Annotated in this window: 17 protein-coding genes and 2 pseudogenes; 7 read left to right on the plus strand and 12 right to left on the minus strand. The window is 59.8% G+C overall.

Features of this window, described 5'->3' with window-relative positions:
* The 6 genes and pseudogenes from BHE01S_RS11045 to BHE01S_RS11065 all read right to left on the minus strand — a co-directional run.
* Positions 1-175: transposase (locus tag BHE01S_RS11045; RefSeq protein WP_042263749.1), on the minus strand; the 175-nt coding region annotated here is incomplete at its 3' end.
* 97 nt (positions 176-272) lie between these two features.
* Positions 273-533, minus strand: a pseudogene (locus BHE01S_RS39795) (hypothetical protein); the annotation flags it as partial.
* 81 nt (positions 534-614) lie between these two features.
* Positions 615-1,220, minus strand: coding sequence for an FMN-dependent NADH-azoreductase (locus BHE01S_RS11050; protein WP_042263752.1), 606 nt, complete (start codon positions 1,218-1,220; stop codon positions 615-617).
* Positions 1,221-1,240: 20 nt separating this feature from the next.
* Positions 1,241-1,804, minus strand: a complete 564-nt coding sequence (locus BHE01S_RS11055; RefSeq protein WP_157025312.1) for a YceI family protein — start codon at positions 1,802-1,804, stop codon at positions 1,241-1,243.
* A gap of 88 nt (positions 1,805-1,892) precedes the next feature.
* Complete coding sequence (locus BHE01S_RS11060) at positions 1,893-2,453, minus strand: YceI family protein (RefSeq protein WP_042263754.1); 561 nt, start codon at positions 2,451-2,453, stop codon at positions 1,893-1,895.
* Between the two features lie 10 nt (positions 2,454-2,463).
* On the minus strand, positions 2,464-3,000 hold the full coding sequence (locus BHE01S_RS11065; protein WP_042263756.1) for a cytochrome b: 537 nt from the start codon (positions 2,998-3,000) through the stop codon (positions 2,464-2,466).
* Positions 3,001-3,182: 182 nt separating this feature from the next.
* On the opposite strand from BHE01S_RS11065, the gene BHE01S_RS11070 reads away from it, so the two are divergent.
* From BHE01S_RS11070 to BHE01S_RS11090, 5 genes are all read left to right on the plus strand, one after another.
* Positions 3,183-4,106, plus strand: coding sequence for a LysR family transcriptional regulator (locus BHE01S_RS11070; RefSeq protein WP_042263758.1), 924 nt, complete (start codon positions 3,183-3,185; stop codon positions 4,104-4,106).
* A 308-nt stretch (positions 4,107-4,414) separates the two neighbouring features.
* On the plus strand, positions 4,415-4,813 hold the full coding sequence (locus BHE01S_RS11075) for a nuclear transport factor 2 family protein (protein WP_042263761.1): 399 nt from the start codon (positions 4,415-4,417) through the stop codon (positions 4,811-4,813).
* A gap of 48 nt (positions 4,814-4,861) precedes the next feature.
* On the plus strand, positions 4,862-5,869 hold the full coding sequence (locus tag BHE01S_RS11080; protein ID WP_042263766.1) for a zinc-dependent alcohol dehydrogenase family protein: 1,008 nt from the start codon (positions 4,862-4,864) through the stop codon (positions 5,867-5,869).
* Between the two features lie 111 nt (positions 5,870-5,980).
* Complete coding sequence (locus tag BHE01S_RS36630) at positions 5,981-6,886, plus strand: LysR family transcriptional regulator (protein ID WP_084068746.1); 906 nt, start codon at positions 5,981-5,983, stop codon at positions 6,884-6,886.
* A 47-nt stretch (positions 6,887-6,933) separates the two neighbouring features.
* Positions 6,934-7,770 carry an enoyl-CoA hydratase/isomerase family protein gene (locus tag BHE01S_RS11090; protein WP_042263769.1) on the plus strand — a complete coding sequence of 279 codons (837 nt, stop codon included), beginning with the start codon at positions 6,934-6,936 and terminating at the stop codon, positions 7,768-7,770.
* A 91-nt stretch (positions 7,771-7,861) separates the two neighbouring features.
* Here the strand turns inward: BHE01S_RS11090 and BHE01S_RS11095 are convergent, their stop codons facing one another.
* Positions 7,862-8,410 (minus strand): LysR family transcriptional regulator, encoded by a 549-nt coding sequence (locus tag BHE01S_RS11095; RefSeq protein WP_042263772.1) that lies wholly within the window; start codon positions 8,408-8,410, stop codon positions 7,862-7,864.
* Positions 8,411-8,576: 166 nt separating this feature from the next.
* On the opposite strand from BHE01S_RS11095, the gene BHE01S_RS11100 reads away from it, so the two are divergent.
* Positions 8,577-9,494 carry an alpha/beta hydrolase gene (locus BHE01S_RS11100; protein ID WP_052405846.1) on the plus strand — a complete coding sequence of 306 codons (918 nt, stop codon included), beginning with the start codon at positions 8,577-8,579 and terminating at the stop codon, positions 9,492-9,494.
* Positions 9,495-9,541: 47 nt separating this feature from the next.
* On the opposite strand, the pseudogene BHE01S_RS11105 reads toward BHE01S_RS11100, so the two are convergent.
* Positions 9,542-9,895: pseudogene (locus tag BHE01S_RS11105) on the minus strand (SDR family NAD(P)-dependent oxidoreductase); the annotation flags it as partial.
* Positions 9,896-10,157: 262 nt separating this feature from the next.
* On the opposite strand from BHE01S_RS11105, the gene BHE01S_RS11110 reads away from it, so the two are divergent.
* Positions 10,158-11,081, plus strand: coding sequence for a LysR family transcriptional regulator (locus tag BHE01S_RS11110; protein WP_245639705.1), 924 nt, complete (start codon positions 10,158-10,160; stop codon positions 11,079-11,081).
* A gap of 66 nt (positions 11,082-11,147) precedes the next feature.
* On the opposite strand, the gene BHE01S_RS11115 is transcribed toward BHE01S_RS11110, so the two are convergent.
* The 4 genes from BHE01S_RS11115 to BHE01S_RS11130 all read right to left on the minus strand — a co-directional run bounded on the left by BHE01S_RS11115 (position 11,148) and on the right by BHE01S_RS11130 (position 14,863).
* Positions 11,148-11,573, minus strand: a complete 426-nt coding sequence (locus BHE01S_RS11115) for a pirin family protein (protein ID WP_407669494.1) — start codon at positions 11,571-11,573, stop codon at positions 11,148-11,150.
* Between the two features lie 195 nt (positions 11,574-11,768).
* On the minus strand, positions 11,769-13,064 hold the full coding sequence (locus tag BHE01S_RS11120; protein ID WP_322787292.1) for an MFS transporter: 1,296 nt from the start codon (positions 13,062-13,064) through the stop codon (positions 11,769-11,771).
* Between the two features lie 10 nt (positions 13,065-13,074).
* Positions 13,075-13,851: an MOSC domain-containing protein gene (locus tag BHE01S_RS11125; protein ID WP_042263776.1), complete on the minus strand. Its 777-nt coding sequence runs from the start codon at positions 13,849-13,851 to the stop codon at positions 13,075-13,077.
* A gap of 70 nt (positions 13,852-13,921) precedes the next feature.
* A complete protein-coding gene (locus BHE01S_RS11130; RefSeq protein WP_042263778.1) occupies positions 13,922-14,863 on the minus strand; it encodes an alpha/beta fold hydrolase in 942 nt (313 codons plus the stop codon).
* Positions 14,864-14,896: the final 33 nt, after the last annotated feature.

The raw sequence follows: 14,896 nt of genomic DNA on the forward strand, positions 1-14,896 counted from the left end.
CGCGAGGTAGCAGGTCCCAACGCAGGCCTGTCTGCAAGATGAAGAGAATGCCGGTGAGCACCGCACGATTGTCGAGCGGCTTGCGCCCCGGATAACGGGTTCGCCGTAGTTTGGGAGGGGGCAGCAACGGTTCGATGAGTGCCCAAAGTTCGTCGTCGAGTATCGGCTTGGCCATGTCCTTTTCGTCGTCGAAACAATGAAAAGGTTAACAGCATTCGTCGAGGGTTAACAGCCCCTTCGTTCATTTTGTTAAGGGTTCTAAGAGACACCGCGCCGCGAGTGACATTCAGTAACGTCGCGGCACGGCCGAAATGTCGAGTCTCCACTATCGCAGAAAACGCTTCTAGCTGCTGGCGATCGAAATTCATATTGTTGCGTAAGCCCTGATCTGATCGGCAGAAAGTCGATACGCTAGAGAGATCGGTCTCCGCATTTCCGCTATGAAACACGTCGCATGTGGCGGGGAATCCGAACTCGAGCGGCTTTGCCTTTTCTAGCTCAACCTTCGCGCCTGTTTGATTGGCTTCGCTCATCAGCCAAGGAACAGATCGACCAATCTTTCCGGTGCATCATCCACGGACATCAGTTCTTGCGTCGCGAGTGCCCCGTCAATATCAGGCAGCAAGCGTTGCGATTTCCGTCTTTGCCGAGGCGACAGCGCCGCTACGTGCTTCAGAACCCATCGCGACACCTTCAGCACGAATGAAGGTGATGTCTGTGATGCCCAGAAAGCCGAAAAGTCCGCGCAGATAGGTTTCTTGATGATCCATGAAGGCGGCAGGCGAGCCTTCGATATAAGCGCCGCCGCGCGACGAAGCGATGATGAGCTTCTTGTCGCCACACAGTCCGATCGGACCTTGCTCCCCGTAGCGGAAGGTTTTTCCGGCAACAGCAATGCGGTCGATCCAGGCTTTCAGTTGCGACGATACGGTGAAGTTGTACATCGGTGCGCCAACGACCACGACATCGGCTGCGAGAAATTCCTCGAGCGCGATATTGCCTATGGCAACGTCAGCCTTTAGTGCCTCGTCCACGGACGCACCCTGGGCGGCCCCGAGGTGTGCCGCCGTCAGATGGCCGATCGGCGTAGCAGCAAGATCAAGACGACTGACCGTCAGATCGGGATGGCGGCCCCGCAAGGTGGCAACGATATCCGCCGACAGGTCACGGCTGACGGAGCCCTGCCCGAGGATGCTGGAATCTACGTGTAGCAGTTTCATGAGACTAATCTCCAGTGGGATTACTGCTTGATGGCTTCGGCCTGGATCAGCAGCTTGGTCTTCATGCTGAAACCGTAGGACTTCCCGAAGTCGACACCGAATGCCGAGCGGTCAAACTCACCGTAGGCATCGACGCCGCACTCTTCCTTCTTCAGCATCGGGTTCACGAGGCATTTGAACGTGTGGATTTTCAGCGTGAGCGGCTGCGTGACGCCGTGCAGCGTGAGCGAACCGACGACTTCCGACGGCGTACTGCCGTCGAATTTGATATTGCCCTGGTAGTGAGCGTCCGGGAATTTGGCCGCATCGAAGAATTTTTCGCCGCCGAGTTCAGCATCGAGCGCCTGGTTCCCGGTGTTGGCCGAGGCGACCTTGGTGATCACGTCGACCGTACCGGTCTTGGCAGCGCGGTCGAGCACGACGGTACCTGACGAAGTGTTGAACTTGCCGCGCCAGACCGACAGGCCGCCGAAGTGGTCGGCTTCGAAGCTCGGATAGGTATGCGTCGGATCGAACTGATAGGTCGTGGGTTCGGCGGAAGCCGAGAACGACACGGCGGCGGCGAGCGTGCCGATGGCAAGCATCAGGTTTCTTTCCAAAATGATCTCCTGGGTAATGAGCGCCGCGCGAAGCACGGCATGGTGGAAGTGGGAAATAGGCAGCCGCTCTCGTTTACTTCACGGCTACGAGATGGAACTTGATCTGCACGTCGTCGGCGACGATCGAAGTGTCTTTCCACGCACCGGTACCGATGTCAAAAACGAGGCGTTTGATCGGCAGCGTGCCATCGAATATCTGCTTGCCGCTAGCCCGGGTCACCGTAACTGGCACCGTGACCGGCACAGTCTTGCCCTTAATGGTGAGCTTGCCGGTCACGTTGTAGTGGTTGCCACCGGTCGGCACAATCGCCGTGGAAACGAAGATGGCTTGCGGGAAGTCCTTCGCGTCGAACCATTCTTTGCCAGCAACCTGATCGTTGTACGAGGTGTCTCCGAGGTCGTAGCTGCCGACATCGATCGTGACCTGCGCATTGCCCTGCGCTGCCTTGTCTGGGTCGAACTTGATCTGGGCTGTGAACTTCCTGAACACGCCTTCCGTGGGCACGTTCATCTGTCTGGCTACGGCCGATACCTTGCTCTGTGCTGGATCTACCTGCGCATGTGCTCTGCCGACAAGGCCGAAGGTGATGGCCGCCATAGCCACCATCATGGAGGGCAGGAACAGAACGTTCATCGAATCGTCTTCACTTGAGAAAGGGCAACATGCGCGACAGTACGTCGTCGCGATCGAAAAACCGGTGCTTCAGCGCGCCCAACACGTGCAATACGACGACCGCAAGCAGCGTGTAGTCGAGCAGCACGTGCGCTTCGCGTAGTACGGGCCTGAGCGCCGGGTTCGGATTAATCAGGGACGGCAGCGGCACAAGTCCCAGATAGACCACCGGGATGCCAGCGGCCGAACTGTAGAAATAGCCAGTCAGCGGAACCGCGAACATCAGCAGGTACAGGAGGTGATGTACGCCATGTGCGGCCACGCGCTGTAAGCCCGTGACGTTGTCGGACAATGCAGGCGGCACATGCGTGGCGCGCCACAACAAGCGCAGGGCAGCGAGCGCAAGCACGGTCACGCCGATCCATTTGTGCCACGAGAAGCACCTGAGCTTGGTCGGCGTGAAGCCGGGGATGTCGGTCATCACCCAGCCGAGCGCAAAGCCACAGACGATCAGCAATGCAATCAGCCAGTGCAGTGTTATCGCCGTCCGCGTATAGGCGGTCGGCATGTAGTTCGATGAGTTTCTCAATTTGGCTGAAGGCCTGGATCGATCTGGCCAAGAGATTCTTTGTCTGTTTTGAACGATTGGAAATAATCACTTCCTGCATAGAGTTCGAAGTATGGAGACTGAGGGCATTCCAGACTAGACGGTAAAATCGGATGGAATTAATCCATTTTTGGAGAAATCGCGTGATCGATCTGAATGACCTGGCGATGTTCGTCCAGGTAGTCCGTTCCGGCAGCTTTTCTGAAGCGGCACGACGTCTACGTATGCCGTCGAATACATTGAGTCGACGCATCGATAGGCTCGAAGGACAGCTCGGCACCCGTCTGCTGCATCGCTCGACGCGCAAACTCGCGCTGAGCACAGAAGGGCAAGCACTGTTTGAACGCTATGCGCCTGCGCTCGACCAGATTCTGGAGATCGGGCAGCGCCATGCTGATGAGCAGACACTGTCTGGCTCGGTCCGAATTACCGCGATGGCTGGTCTGTTTGAATTCTTCGGCATGGAATGGCTGGTCAAGTTCTATACCCGCTACCCAAACATCAGCGTCGATTTTCTGCTTGATGATTCTCCCTCTGATCTGATCACCGAGCGCGTCGACCTGGCTTTACGTACCGGCATCGAGACGGGTAGCGGTTTTAAGGTGCGTCGACTGGCACCGGATGAAGTGATTCTGGCGGCGAGCCCCGCCTATCTGGCGCGGCGACCTGCGCCACGAACGCTGCGAGATCTGGCCGAACACGACTGTCTGACGATTTCCAATCGGCAGGGTCGCAGCATGTGGCGTTTGCATGGCGCACGTGGCAGCCAGGAGGTATCGATCAAAAGCAGGTTCGCGGTCAACGACATGCGAGTGCTGGTGCAAGCTTGCGTCGCTGGCCTGGGCATTGCATTGGTGCCGCAACTGCTGGCCGGGCCAATGATTGCGCAAGGCAAACTGGTACGCGTTCTGCCCACCTATCGGCGTTCAGGTACCGGCTTCGGACTGCAGCTCGTCTACACGAGTCGCCCGCCCGTGCCACCTGCGGTAGCGGTTTTTGCTGAATTTCTTTTGGAAGGGTTAGGTGACACGCCGGCAAGTCCGTCGTGGAGCGGTGCCGGTCGATAAGCGTCATCGCACCTTGGACTTCAAGGGCGCTCCTCGATAGTCAAAAAATTTCTGGACCGATTGAGATCAACCATTTCAAATTACTTGAACATAATCACCAAAATTTTCCGGCTATTCTTATCAATGATTTCCAGATACCTTCGTATCCACGAATGTCATGTCCCCCTCTGTAAGCCGCACAACGCAGGCTTGACCTACTCGCCTGCTTCATCTATTGCAAAAAATATGAACTCGCAAATCCAGATCTCCATATCGGGCGCGGAGGCGTTCAGCCTCGATGTGTACCATCCTTCGGTAAAGGTGATCGCATGATGCACGCCCCCGAACTACTCGAAGCGCACCTTCACGAGATGCTGGTTGATTTCGCCGCTTGGCGTGCCCTGTTCGCGGACGACGCCACCATGGAGTTCGTCTATGGCGCGTCAGCTGGCATCAAAAGCCCGTTACACGGAATCGAAGCCATAGCTGAAAGCGTCCGCGGCTTCCTCGACGCTGTCAGCGATTTCCAGGTACAAGTATCAAAGGTTTTTCGCATCGAAGGCGAAGATGCGGTCGTGGCGGAATTCACTGGCAGCGGCACGGCCATCAAAACCGGACGTGCTTACAACCAGAACTACATCCTCTATCTGCGCGCCGAAGGCGGAAAAATCGTCACGCTTCGCGAGTATTGGGATGCTACCCGCGTTGTCGCGGCATTCCAGCCTTAATCGCCGACCAGGTTTGCGCCGCGGTTACGCGGAAAAATCAAAAAGAACATGAAAGCCATCCTGCTACGCGCTCCAGGCGGTCTGGAAAATCTCAAGCAGACCAATCTGGAAGATCCTGGCTCTCCCAAGCAGGGGCAGATCCGGGTACGTCTTCATGCCAGCTCGCTGAACTATCACGACTACAACGTGGCGACCATTCCCGGTTCTGCTACGGACGGTCGGATTCCTCTTTCCGACGGTGCGGGAGTGGTCGAGGAAGTCGGCGAAGGCGTGGCGGAATTCAAGCCCGGCGATTGTGTCGTCTCCTGTTTTTCGCCAGCCTGGCAGCTTGGCCGACCGCCTGTCCGGGATTTCTCGTCTGTTCCGGGTGACGGGGTTGACGGATACGCGCGAGACGTCGTCGTTTCAGCCGCAAACTCGTTCACGCAAGCACCACGCAGCTATACACATGCGGAGGCGGCGACCCTGACGACGGCTGGACTCACGGCTTGGCGAGCACTCGTTGTCGAAGGCCGGATTCAGGCCGGCGATACCGTGTTGGTGCCAGGCACGGGTGGCGTATCGATCTTCGCTCTGCAGTTCGCAAAGCGAATGGGCGCGACGGTCATCATAACGTCGTCATCCGACGAAAAACTCAAGCGCGCCACGGCGCTCGGAGCCGATCATACGATCAACTACAAGGCGTGCCCGGAATGGGGACGCCGCGTACTGGATCTCACCGGGGGACGAGGCGCCGATCATGTCATCGAGCTCGGAGGGCCAGGCACTCTGACGCAGTCTATCGAAGCTGTTCGCCTGGGCGGATTGATTGCACTGATCGGGGTTCATACCGGCTGGGGCGGGCATGTACCCACCGTACAGCTCATGGCAAAACAGGCACGGCTGCAAGGTATCATCGTAGGCAGCCGTATGCAGCAAATCGAGATGATCCGCGGTATCGACGCGACGGGATTGAAGCCCGTCATCGATCGTCACTTCGGTCTCGAGGAGCTCGCAGATGCTTTCCGCTATCAGGCTCAGGGCAGCCATTTCGGGAAGATCGGCATCCAGATCTGACTGGCATTCGACACTGCCGCCACCGAACTGAGATCAGCTTCGAGGATTGCAGCTTCTCCCTTCTCGAAGCCGGGATCAGCGTGGCATGGCAAGAAATCCCCCAGAGGCTTTATGAGCAACCCCGGAATACCCAGTCTCGATCAACTGAAGGTCTTTCTGACCGTGGTCGAAACAGGCAGTTTCGCGGCGGCGGCCCGTCGATTAAGTAGAGCGACTTCGGCCATCAGTTATACGATCGCCACCCTGGAAACCCAGTTGGGCGTCCCGCTGTTCGATCGAGAATCGACCAGGAAACCCACGCTGACCGAAGCTGGAATCGCCGTTCTGTCGGAAGCGCGCACGGTGTGCAACGGTGTCGACAGCCTCCGGGCGCGCGTACGAGGTCTCATCAGCGGCCTGGAAGGCGAAGTCGTGCTCGCCGTAGACGTCATGCTTCCTACTGAGCGCCTGGTCGATGCCTTACATGCGTTCGAAGCCGAATTTCCGACTGTCGCTATCAAGTTGCACGTCGAAGCGCTCGGTGCTGTCGTGCATCTCGTCCAGGAAGGCCGTGCCGGCATCGGCATCAGTGGCCCGCTGCAAGAAGCCTCGCCAGGGATCGAATCTATCCATATCGGCCACGTCGAACTCATCCCTGTCGCATCGCCATTACACGCGCTCGTTAGCAACGGAAATCCCACTCCAGGAGACATCCGCAAACACGTGCAGCTTGTCCTGACAGATCGCTCGCCCGTCACGGAAGGGCATGATTTCGGCGTACTCAGTCTGCGCACGTGGCGGCTGGCCGACCTCGGCTCGAAACACGCACTGCTCGTCGCGGGCATTGGATGGGGCAATATGCCCGAGCCCATGGTACGAGCAGACATCGAGGCCGGCAGATTGGTGCGGCTGCGTCTTCCTGAGTCGGATGGCGGTCGATACAAGCTCAGCGCAATACATCGTATCGATGCACCACCAGGGCCGGCAGCATCCTGGCTCATTCAACGCTTCGCAGCACAGACTCAGGCTCGCGTTTGAACTTGCCGGCTGTGTAGGCAGACATCAACCTCCACGGGAAAACAGAGATGAACAAGCAAATCAGCCTGGACGTTAGATCGGGCTTGTGGATCGCAACGTTCCGTAATCCACCGATCAATCTGATCGATCCGGATACGATCGAAGAATTGCAGAATCTGGTTGCCTCGCTCGAAAGCGATAACGACGTCAAGGCCATCGTGTTCAGAAGCGCCGACCCGGATTTCTTCATGGCTCACTGGGATGTGCTCGCTGACAAACAGCGGGTCGCCGCTATGCTGCCCGGGCCAACGGGTATGCACCCGTGGATCGATGTACTAGCACGCTTGTCGCGCGCGCCTGTGGTCTCGATCGCCGATATTCGCGGCCGGGCGCGCGGCGCCGGCAGCGAATTTGTGCTGGCTTGCGACATGCGTTTCGCCAGCCTCGAGCGCGCGATACTGGGACAGTTCGAGGTCGGGCTCGGCGTCGTACCCGGCGGCAATCCGATGGCTCGCCTTGCCGGGTTGATGGGCCGCGGACGCGCACTCGAGGTCGTTCTCGGCGCCGACGACTTTACGGCCGAAGTCGCCGAACGCTATGGTTATATCAATCGGGCGCTGCCCGATGCCGAGATCGAGGCGTTCGTGGATAACTTCGCGCTCCGACTAGCATCCTTCGAAAAGCACGCGATCGTCGAAAGCAAGGCATTGATGGATGTCGTTTCACTGCCACCCGATGCAGTCTTCCCGCCCGCGCTGTCGGCCTTCTTTAAATCGGCCGCGCATCCGGGTACGCGCACACGTTCCGCCGCCCTGCTCGAACGCGGTTTACAACAACGCTCCGAGACCGAGATGCGTCTGGGTCAAGTCGTAGGTGAACTTCCCGCTTCCGGGGCTCTGCAATAAAAATTGCATTCCCACGTGATGAAACATCCTCGTTAAATCTCCCCGCTTCCGAACGTGCCCAATCCTTTTCCGGCCACGTTCGAAATCCAGATCAGACGTTCCCCTTCAATATGCCAAGTAGACACCGGAACGCCAATGGAAGATGGCGATTCTTGGGGTAATAGAGACACAGTCCCGGCAAAGACTGACACCAGTCGTCCAGAAGCACGACCAGCCGCTTAGCGGAGAGCTCGTCCTCGATCAGCGCCACTGGAAGATGCGCAATACCGAGCCCCTTGATCGCAGCCTCGATGACGAGGCCGTTGTGATTAATTTTCTTAGAAAATCCTGGCCGCCACCTCGCCAGTATTGATCCGTATGGTCCCGCCCGGCCAGCTTCCTCGTGCAAGCCTTCGAGTACATCGCTCAAATTGCCGGGAATCGCGTTGAGCTGAACGAATAGTTTTCTTCCAGGCTCCGTCAGAGCGACGCTGCGCGTCGTTCGATTCAGCAACCGCGTCTTCAGCCGCTCCTCGAGAGAACGGATCAGGTGACTTAGCGTGGATGGCGTTACATTGAGCTCTTCGGATGCTTTCCGAAAACTCAGCCGATTGGCTACTTTCTGAAATGCAACCAGCTCGTTAGTCGGCGGAATATTCATTCATGAAATCTCTCTCATACTTCATCCAGATTACGCGCATAGTCCGGATAACTACTTTTCGCTAGCATGGTTGCCTACATTCCTCACCAAAGTATTGGAGTCAACGAATGAGCGGAAAGCATCTGCTTGAAAAAAATCTTCTTGCGTTTACGGCAACGAACCGGCCGTGCTCGACATCAATGCCGAGAATCTGATTCCGATCCGGCCCGAGATCGACAAATTCGTCGCAATGCTGAACGACCCCGCCCGGCGCAGTGACGTCACGTCCGAATCGCGCTCGATTCAGACGCCGGACGGCACGGTCCGCGTGCTGGTATTCAAGCCGCAGGGTTCCCGATCGGATCGGCCGGCCATCCTGCACATTCACAGCGGCGGATTCGTCGCGGGTACGCCCGAACCGGCCGCCGGCCTTTGCCACACGTTCGCGCACGAACTCGACTGCGTCGTCGTGTCGGTCGATTACCGGCTCGCGCCCGAGCATCCGTTTCCGGCTGGCCTCGAAGACTGCTACGCCGCGCTCAAGTGGCTGCATGCGTCGGCTGGCGAACTCGGCGTCGATCCGGCCAGGATCGCCATCACCGGTGAAAGCGGTGGCGGCGGCCTGGCCGCGCAACTCGCCTTCCTCGTGCGGGACCGCGGCGAAGTACCGATCGTGCTCCAGTTGCTGACCTACCCGATGCTCGACAACCGCACGGGCCTTGGCCTCAATCCTGGCCCCAACGCCGGGGAATTCATCTGGCCGAAGGATTCGAACCTGTTCGGCTGGCAAAGCTACCTCGGCGATAACGAACGCTTCCAAGCCGAAACGCCGCCTTATCCGGCTGTGCCGACGCGCATCGGCAATCTGGCCGGTCTCGCGCCGGCCGTGATCGGCGTCGGCGATCTGGACCTGCTCGCGCGCGAAAGCCTGCTTTATGCCGCGCAACTGGTCGAAGCCGGTGTCCCGGTGGAACTGCACCTCTACCGCGGCGCTACGCACGGATTCGATGTCGCCTTCGGCACGCCGCTCGCGGATGCGTACAACGCGGCGCGCATCCAGGCATTTCGCCGCGCCTTCGAAGACGCCGGTACGGCTGCTCGATAAAGCAGCGGAGGGTGGGGATCGCCTCACCCTCTATTCCAGCTTGTCCGTCAGCGCATCCCGCCACTCGCAATGATGCATTCGCCGGTCAACCAGCGAGCATCGTCGGATGCCAGAAAAGCGACGACCGGGGCAATATCGCGCGTCTCGCCAGAACGACCCAGCGGAGTGTGGGCGATCGCGGCATCCGCGAGATCCGATCCGACGATGCCGGCATCCTGCGTGCCCTCAGTCACGACATAGCCCGGATTGACACCATTGACCCGAATCCCGCGGGGCGCCAGCTCCTTCGCCAGTACCCCCGTGATGGCGTCTACTGCACCCTTCGTCCCGCTATAGACTGCGTTTGCCGGCGGCGTAGTGCGCGACACCACCGAGCCGATGTTGATGATGCGAGTGCCTTCGCGATAGCGGCACCAATGCCCTTTGAAGCACCGGTGACGATGGCGACTTTTTCTGCAAGCTTGCTCATTGAATTTTCAACCGGAATAGCGTGAATCAGGGAGGCAACCCGGATCGAATCGCCTCGAGATTGAGGCGGATGCGGTATGGCCGGTGCACCACTCCCTAGCAGCGCGTGGCAAGCGGTGGGATCAGTACCGGCAGCCCCTGGAGCGTCCGTTTTTCGATCGCGCGATGCGCGGCGGCTGCCTCCCGAAGCTCGAAGTGCACGGCATCGATGTCGGCGAACGTTCCCGACCGGATCGCATCGAACAGTTCGGCAGATGCCGCGCCGACGGTACGCATATTGACGAACCGGCAGCGGTCAGTCGTAATGTCGCGGCGCTCGAGCGCAATCTGGGCGTGCGTCTGCTGCAACGATCCACCCGGCGGCTCACGCTCACCGAAGCGGGCGAGCGCTTCCTGCAGTCGATCGGTGCGAGCCTCGACACCTTGCAGTCGGCGATTGAGGAAACATCTTCTGGCGCACATGAGCCCGCCGGAATTCTGAAGGTCAGCGTGAGCCCGACCTTCGGTCTGCGCTACGTCCTGCCTCTGCTGCCGGAATTCCTGCGGCAGTATCCGCGCGTACGGCCCGAATGGCATTTCGAGAATCGGCAAGTCGATCTCGTACGCGAAGGATACGATCTCGCCATCGGCGGCGGATTCGACCTCGCACCCGGCGTGGTGGCAAGAAACCTCGCCCCCGCGCACCTCATCGCCGTCGCGTCACCCGCGTACATGCGCGAACATCTTTTTCCGTCGCGCCCGGATCAACTCGAGGGGCTACGAGGCATCGCGATGCGGGGCATGGCTACCGGACGGATTCGCAAGTGGACGATGCGCGACCGGCAGGGAAACGAGGCCATCGCCACAGCTGGCGAAGACATCGTCATGAACGACCCGACCGCCATGCGCGAAGCGGCGAAGCTGGGGCTCGGCGTGGCGATGCTCATGGTGCCCGACGTGCTTCCCGAAATCGAAGACAGCACCCTGGTCCGGCTGCTACCGGACTGGTATGCCGATGGCGGGCTGATCAAACTCTATTACGCATCGCGGAGATTGTTGCCGGGTAAGACCCGGGTCTTCATCGACTTTCTCACCGAGGCATTCAGGCATCGGAAGTTGGCCGAGAAATTTGCGGGCTGAGTCCAGCCAAAGGCACCACGCCTTGCACCGAATCACGCTACGCTCAGCCCTGCCTGCCGTTTCCGTTCAACGAAAGACAGGGATATTTCCAGTTCCGGTACGCCGGTCACCTGCTTCGCGCAGCTTGCGGCCGAGTTCGACGATGTTCCGCTCACCGGCCTCAAGCGCTTCCGCGGAGGTATGCACGGAGTAGTAGCCGAGATGCAGTGAGTGATCGTGCGGCTTCGCCGAACCCAGCACGAACACAGCGTCTTCGGTTCCGGTTGCCTCAAGGACAATCGGCGCCTCGCTGGACTCGAAAACCACCATCTCGCCGGCCGAAACGACGCCGCCCGTATCGAGTTCGCCCTTGGCCAGTGCTAGCCAGCCGACCGTATACCCCTCCGGCGGATGATAAGTCCAGCGCTCGCCCGAGCGCAGCGTGACCAGCACATAGTTGATGCCCTGCGGTGCCGGAACCGGGCTCGGCACGCCGTCGTAACTGCCGACCACAGGTCGAGAAATACGAACGGCTTGACCATTCGGCCAAGATCCGACGGACTCATCAATCGAGTGATCGAACCTCCACGGTGACCGCGCGTGCGTGACACGATCGCTCGCGAAGGAATCGAGGAGTGGGTATGAACGGGTAACGGATGAACGTGCGACACGGTGATTTCCCGGACGAAAAAGAGAGATTTAAGTCCCTTAATTATGCACATCCGAACGAGCTACAACCTTGCATAAATGGGAAGGACCGTGTGCTGGAGCAGTGCAAATCTTGGCATGCTCAGATGCGGCCATGATGCGCCGCGTCGCCAGTTCGGACACCAGCAGCGCAACGGCTACCAGCACTGCGGCGACGAACCCGAGTCGATGTCCGCCGACGACAGGGATCGCCGCCGCACCGATAATGCCGGCCGCCGTCACGCCGAAATAGGTGCCTGCCGTATTGAGTCCGATCAGTACCGGCGCGATGGCGGGTGCCAGCGTAACGAGCCGGTGCTGTTGCGGAACGAGTATGCCCCATCCGCAGGCGCCCCAGACCGCAATAGCCAGTGCGGCGCTCCAGACATGGAGACTCGTCCACGGAAAGGCCGTCATATCGATCACGAGCAGCCCCAACATCAGCACGATCACCTTGTGCGAGCCGAACGAGTCGATCAATCGCCCGGCAAGGAGATTGGATACCGTGCCTGCCGCCCCCCACATCACCAGCAGCACGCCAAGCACGATGGCCTGGCCGCCCACGGCACGATCGAATACCACCGAGAAGTAGGTGTAGACGGTGAAGATGCCGCTCATGGCAAGCAGCGTCGTCGCCAGTGTCAGCGCCACGCGCGCATCGGCAATCGGCGCAATGCGCTTTCCAAGCGTGATGGCGGGCGCAAGTGGCATTTCGGGCAACAGCGCCCACACGCCGATGAATGCAACGGCACCCAACGCAGCGACGAACATGAGCGTCCACCGCCAGTCGCCCAGCCCCCCGATGACTGCTCCGATAGGCGAACCCAGAGCAGTCGCTGTCGTCAGTCCAGCGACGATCACCGACAATGCAAAGCCGCGACGCTCCGGCGGCACCAGCATGGCTCCCGCTCCCGTCGCCGTCGGCGAGAACGTTGCGGCCCCCACGCCAGCCAGCACGCGCGACAGCAACGCCAGGCCGAGACTGGGCGCGAGCGTCGTCGCCAAGTTCGAAACGACGAACAATCCAAGACCGATCAGCATCAGTCTCTTACGCGGTACACCGGCGGCCAGCGCCGCGATCGTCGGCGCGAGCAACGCATAGGTCAGCGCATAAGCCGTGGTCATCTGACCGGCCGCACCGATGCTCGCATGGAACGCATGGGAAATCTGCGGCAGGATGCCGGCGACGACGAAACTATCGGTGCCCAGCGCGAACATGCCAAGGGCGAGTACAAGAAGGCGGCGGTCCATCATGAATCCTTTTGCTGAACAAACGGATAACAACCAGGCCGCATCGCGCGGCCGGATCGAAAACATACCTACTGGCTCATAGCGGCCCGATCTCGTCCCCGAGCTCGACGTAGCCGTCGCTCGCGATCTCGGCGTAGACACCACAGAACACATGGCCGAAATGCTTTGCCAGCGCCTGGGGAATGCCAAGGTCACGCTGCGCAGTGGCCGGATTGACGTTCGTCGCAGCGCAGCGTCGCGTCTGCCGCACGATGCGGGCCCTCGCGTTGCCGATCATCACTTCACGGTCGAGCCACTCAAGCTCGCTCCACGGCATGCCGTTGTCGAAATACACATTCGCCCGGAAACGCAGCGGATCGGGTTCGGCACCCATGGCGCGGCCCAGATCGCGCAACGTCGCGAGATTGATCAGCGAGATGGCATTCATCAGCGCCGGCGAATACACGCTGACGTCGGTGAACCGGATGCCGTCGGCACCCACCAGCTCGGGACGTCCCGGCAGCGGCGTACCCTCGAACACACGGAGCATGAAGTCGCTGAAGCGCACGCGGTCGACCTCGCTGCCGAGATGGAATTGCTGCGTCTGGCCGGCCCGCTCCCGGACCCGCAACATCTCGTCGCTGTCGCTGTAGGACGTCGACAACGCAGCGAGCCGCTCGTATTTGACGAGTGCGAGATAGTCGGTCTTGGGACGAGGCACGAAACCGGCCGCATCGAAAACCCACTCGCCGTTCGCAATGGCATAGCGCCGGTCGGACGGAAACCCCTGCCCGATCTTCAGCGACACACTCGACAGCGTTTCCGCCGACAGCCCTTTCACCGGATAGCGGCACAACAAGCTCACATGTTTCATAGCATCCTCGAAGTTTGTTCTCCGAGCGCGGCGCGACGAGCCCTGGCCTGTCGCCGCATCCGCGCTCAGGTCAGTCAACGTTCTTCTTCAGGAAATCGAGCATCAGGCTCGCGATCTCGTCCGTCTGTTCGTCGAACGCGAAGTGCCCGGCGTCGAGCAGATGGATCTCCGCATCGGGCAGATCCCGCCCGTAGGCTTCGGCTCCCGGCGCGATGAACGACGGATCGTTCTTGCCCCATACCACGAGGGTCGGCGGCTTGTGCTCGCGCAGCCAGGCTTGCCAGGCCGGATACGACGCGACATTCGTCCGGTAGTCGTACAGCAGCGCGCCCTGGATCTCGCGCTGACCGGGCCGCGACAGATGGGCGTATTCGTCGGTCCACGTATCGGGATCGTATCGTTCGGGATGCGATGTCCCGGCGGTGTGCCGCTGTTCGGTTGCGCCAAACGAGATGAACGTGTCCAGCACTTCCGGGTGTGCCTTGGGGTCTGCCCAGTACTGGGCGATACCTGTCCATTTCACGCCGAGCCCTTCCCGGTAGGCATTGGCATTCTGGATGACCAGTGCCTGTAACCGTTCGGGATGCGCGACCATGATCCGGAAACCGACCGGCCCACCGTAGTCGTGGAGATACAGACTGTAGCGATTCACGCCGAGCTGATCGAGCAGTTCGCTGGTCGTCTGCGCCAGGTGATCGAAGGTGTAGGTGTACGCCGTCGGGGACGGCGCATCGCTCTGACCGAAGCCGGGAAAATCTGGCGCAATCAGGTGATAGTGCGTTGCCAGCAATGGGATTAACGAATCGAATTCGCGGGACGACGACGGAAAGCCGTGCAGCAGCACGATCGTCGGCGCGTCCCTGGGGCCAGCCTCTCTATAGAAAATCTTGACGCCATCGACCGTGGCGCGATGATAAGAGGTCGTGCTCGAAATCGACTCCAACGGCGCGGCCTGTACAGCAAGGCTGGTCGTCAGCGCCACGGCTGCGGCCAGAAGAATTCGCGTTTTCATTGTCGGGTTCTCCCTGTCTGAAAAACTTTGCTT

The organism is Paraburkholderia heleia NBRC 101817, assembly GCF_000739775.1.
Classification (GTDB): Bacteria; Pseudomonadota; Gammaproteobacteria; order Burkholderiales; family Burkholderiaceae; genus Paraburkholderia; species Paraburkholderia heleia.

What these genes read in the sequence shown, in the direction of transcription:
- BHE01S_RS11050 (WP_042263752.1), bottom strand. Translation starts at nt 1,220, where the DNA reads ATGAAACTGCTACACGTAGATTCCAGCATCCTCGGGCAGGGCTCCGTC.
- BHE01S_RS11055 (WP_157025312.1), bottom strand. Translation starts at nt 1,804, where the DNA reads ATGCTTGCCATCGGCACGCTCGCCGCCGCCGTGTCGTTCTCGGCTTCC.
- BHE01S_RS11060 (WP_042263754.1), bottom strand. Translation starts at nt 2,453, where the DNA reads ATGAACGTTCTGTTCCTGCCCTCCATGATGGTGGCTATGGCGGCCATC.
- BHE01S_RS11065 (WP_042263756.1), bottom strand. Translation starts at nt 3,000, where the DNA reads ATGCCGACCGCCTATACGCGGACGGCGATAACACTGCACTGGCTGATT.
- BHE01S_RS11075 (WP_042263761.1), top strand. Translation starts at nt 4,415, where the DNA reads ATGATGCACGCCCCCGAACTACTCGAAGCGCACCTTCACGAGATGCTG.
- BHE01S_RS11080 (WP_042263766.1), top strand. Translation starts at nt 4,862, where the DNA reads ATGAAAGCCATCCTGCTACGCGCTCCAGGCGGTCTGGAAAATCTCAAG.
- BHE01S_RS36630 (WP_084068746.1), top strand. Translation starts at nt 5,981, where the DNA reads ATGAGCAACCCCGGAATACCCAGTCTCGATCAACTGAAGGTCTTTCTG.
- BHE01S_RS11090 (WP_042263769.1), top strand. Translation starts at nt 6,934, where the DNA reads ATGAACAAGCAAATCAGCCTGGACGTTAGATCGGGCTTGTGGATCGCA.
- BHE01S_RS11095 (WP_042263772.1), bottom strand. Translation starts at nt 8,410, where the DNA reads ATGAATATTCCGCCGACTAACGAGCTGGTTGCATTTCAGAAAGTAGCC.
- BHE01S_RS11120 (WP_322787292.1), bottom strand. Translation starts at nt 13,064, where the DNA reads ATGTTTTCGATCCGGCCGCGCGATGCGGCCTGGTTGTTATCCGTTTGT.
- BHE01S_RS11125 (WP_042263776.1), bottom strand. Translation starts at nt 13,851, where the DNA reads ATGAAACATGTGAGCTTGTTGTGCCGCTATCCGGTGAAAGGGCTGTCG.
- BHE01S_RS11130 (WP_042263778.1), bottom strand. Translation starts at nt 14,863, where the DNA reads ATGAAAACGCGAATTCTTCTGGCCGCAGCCGTGGCGCTGACGACCAGC.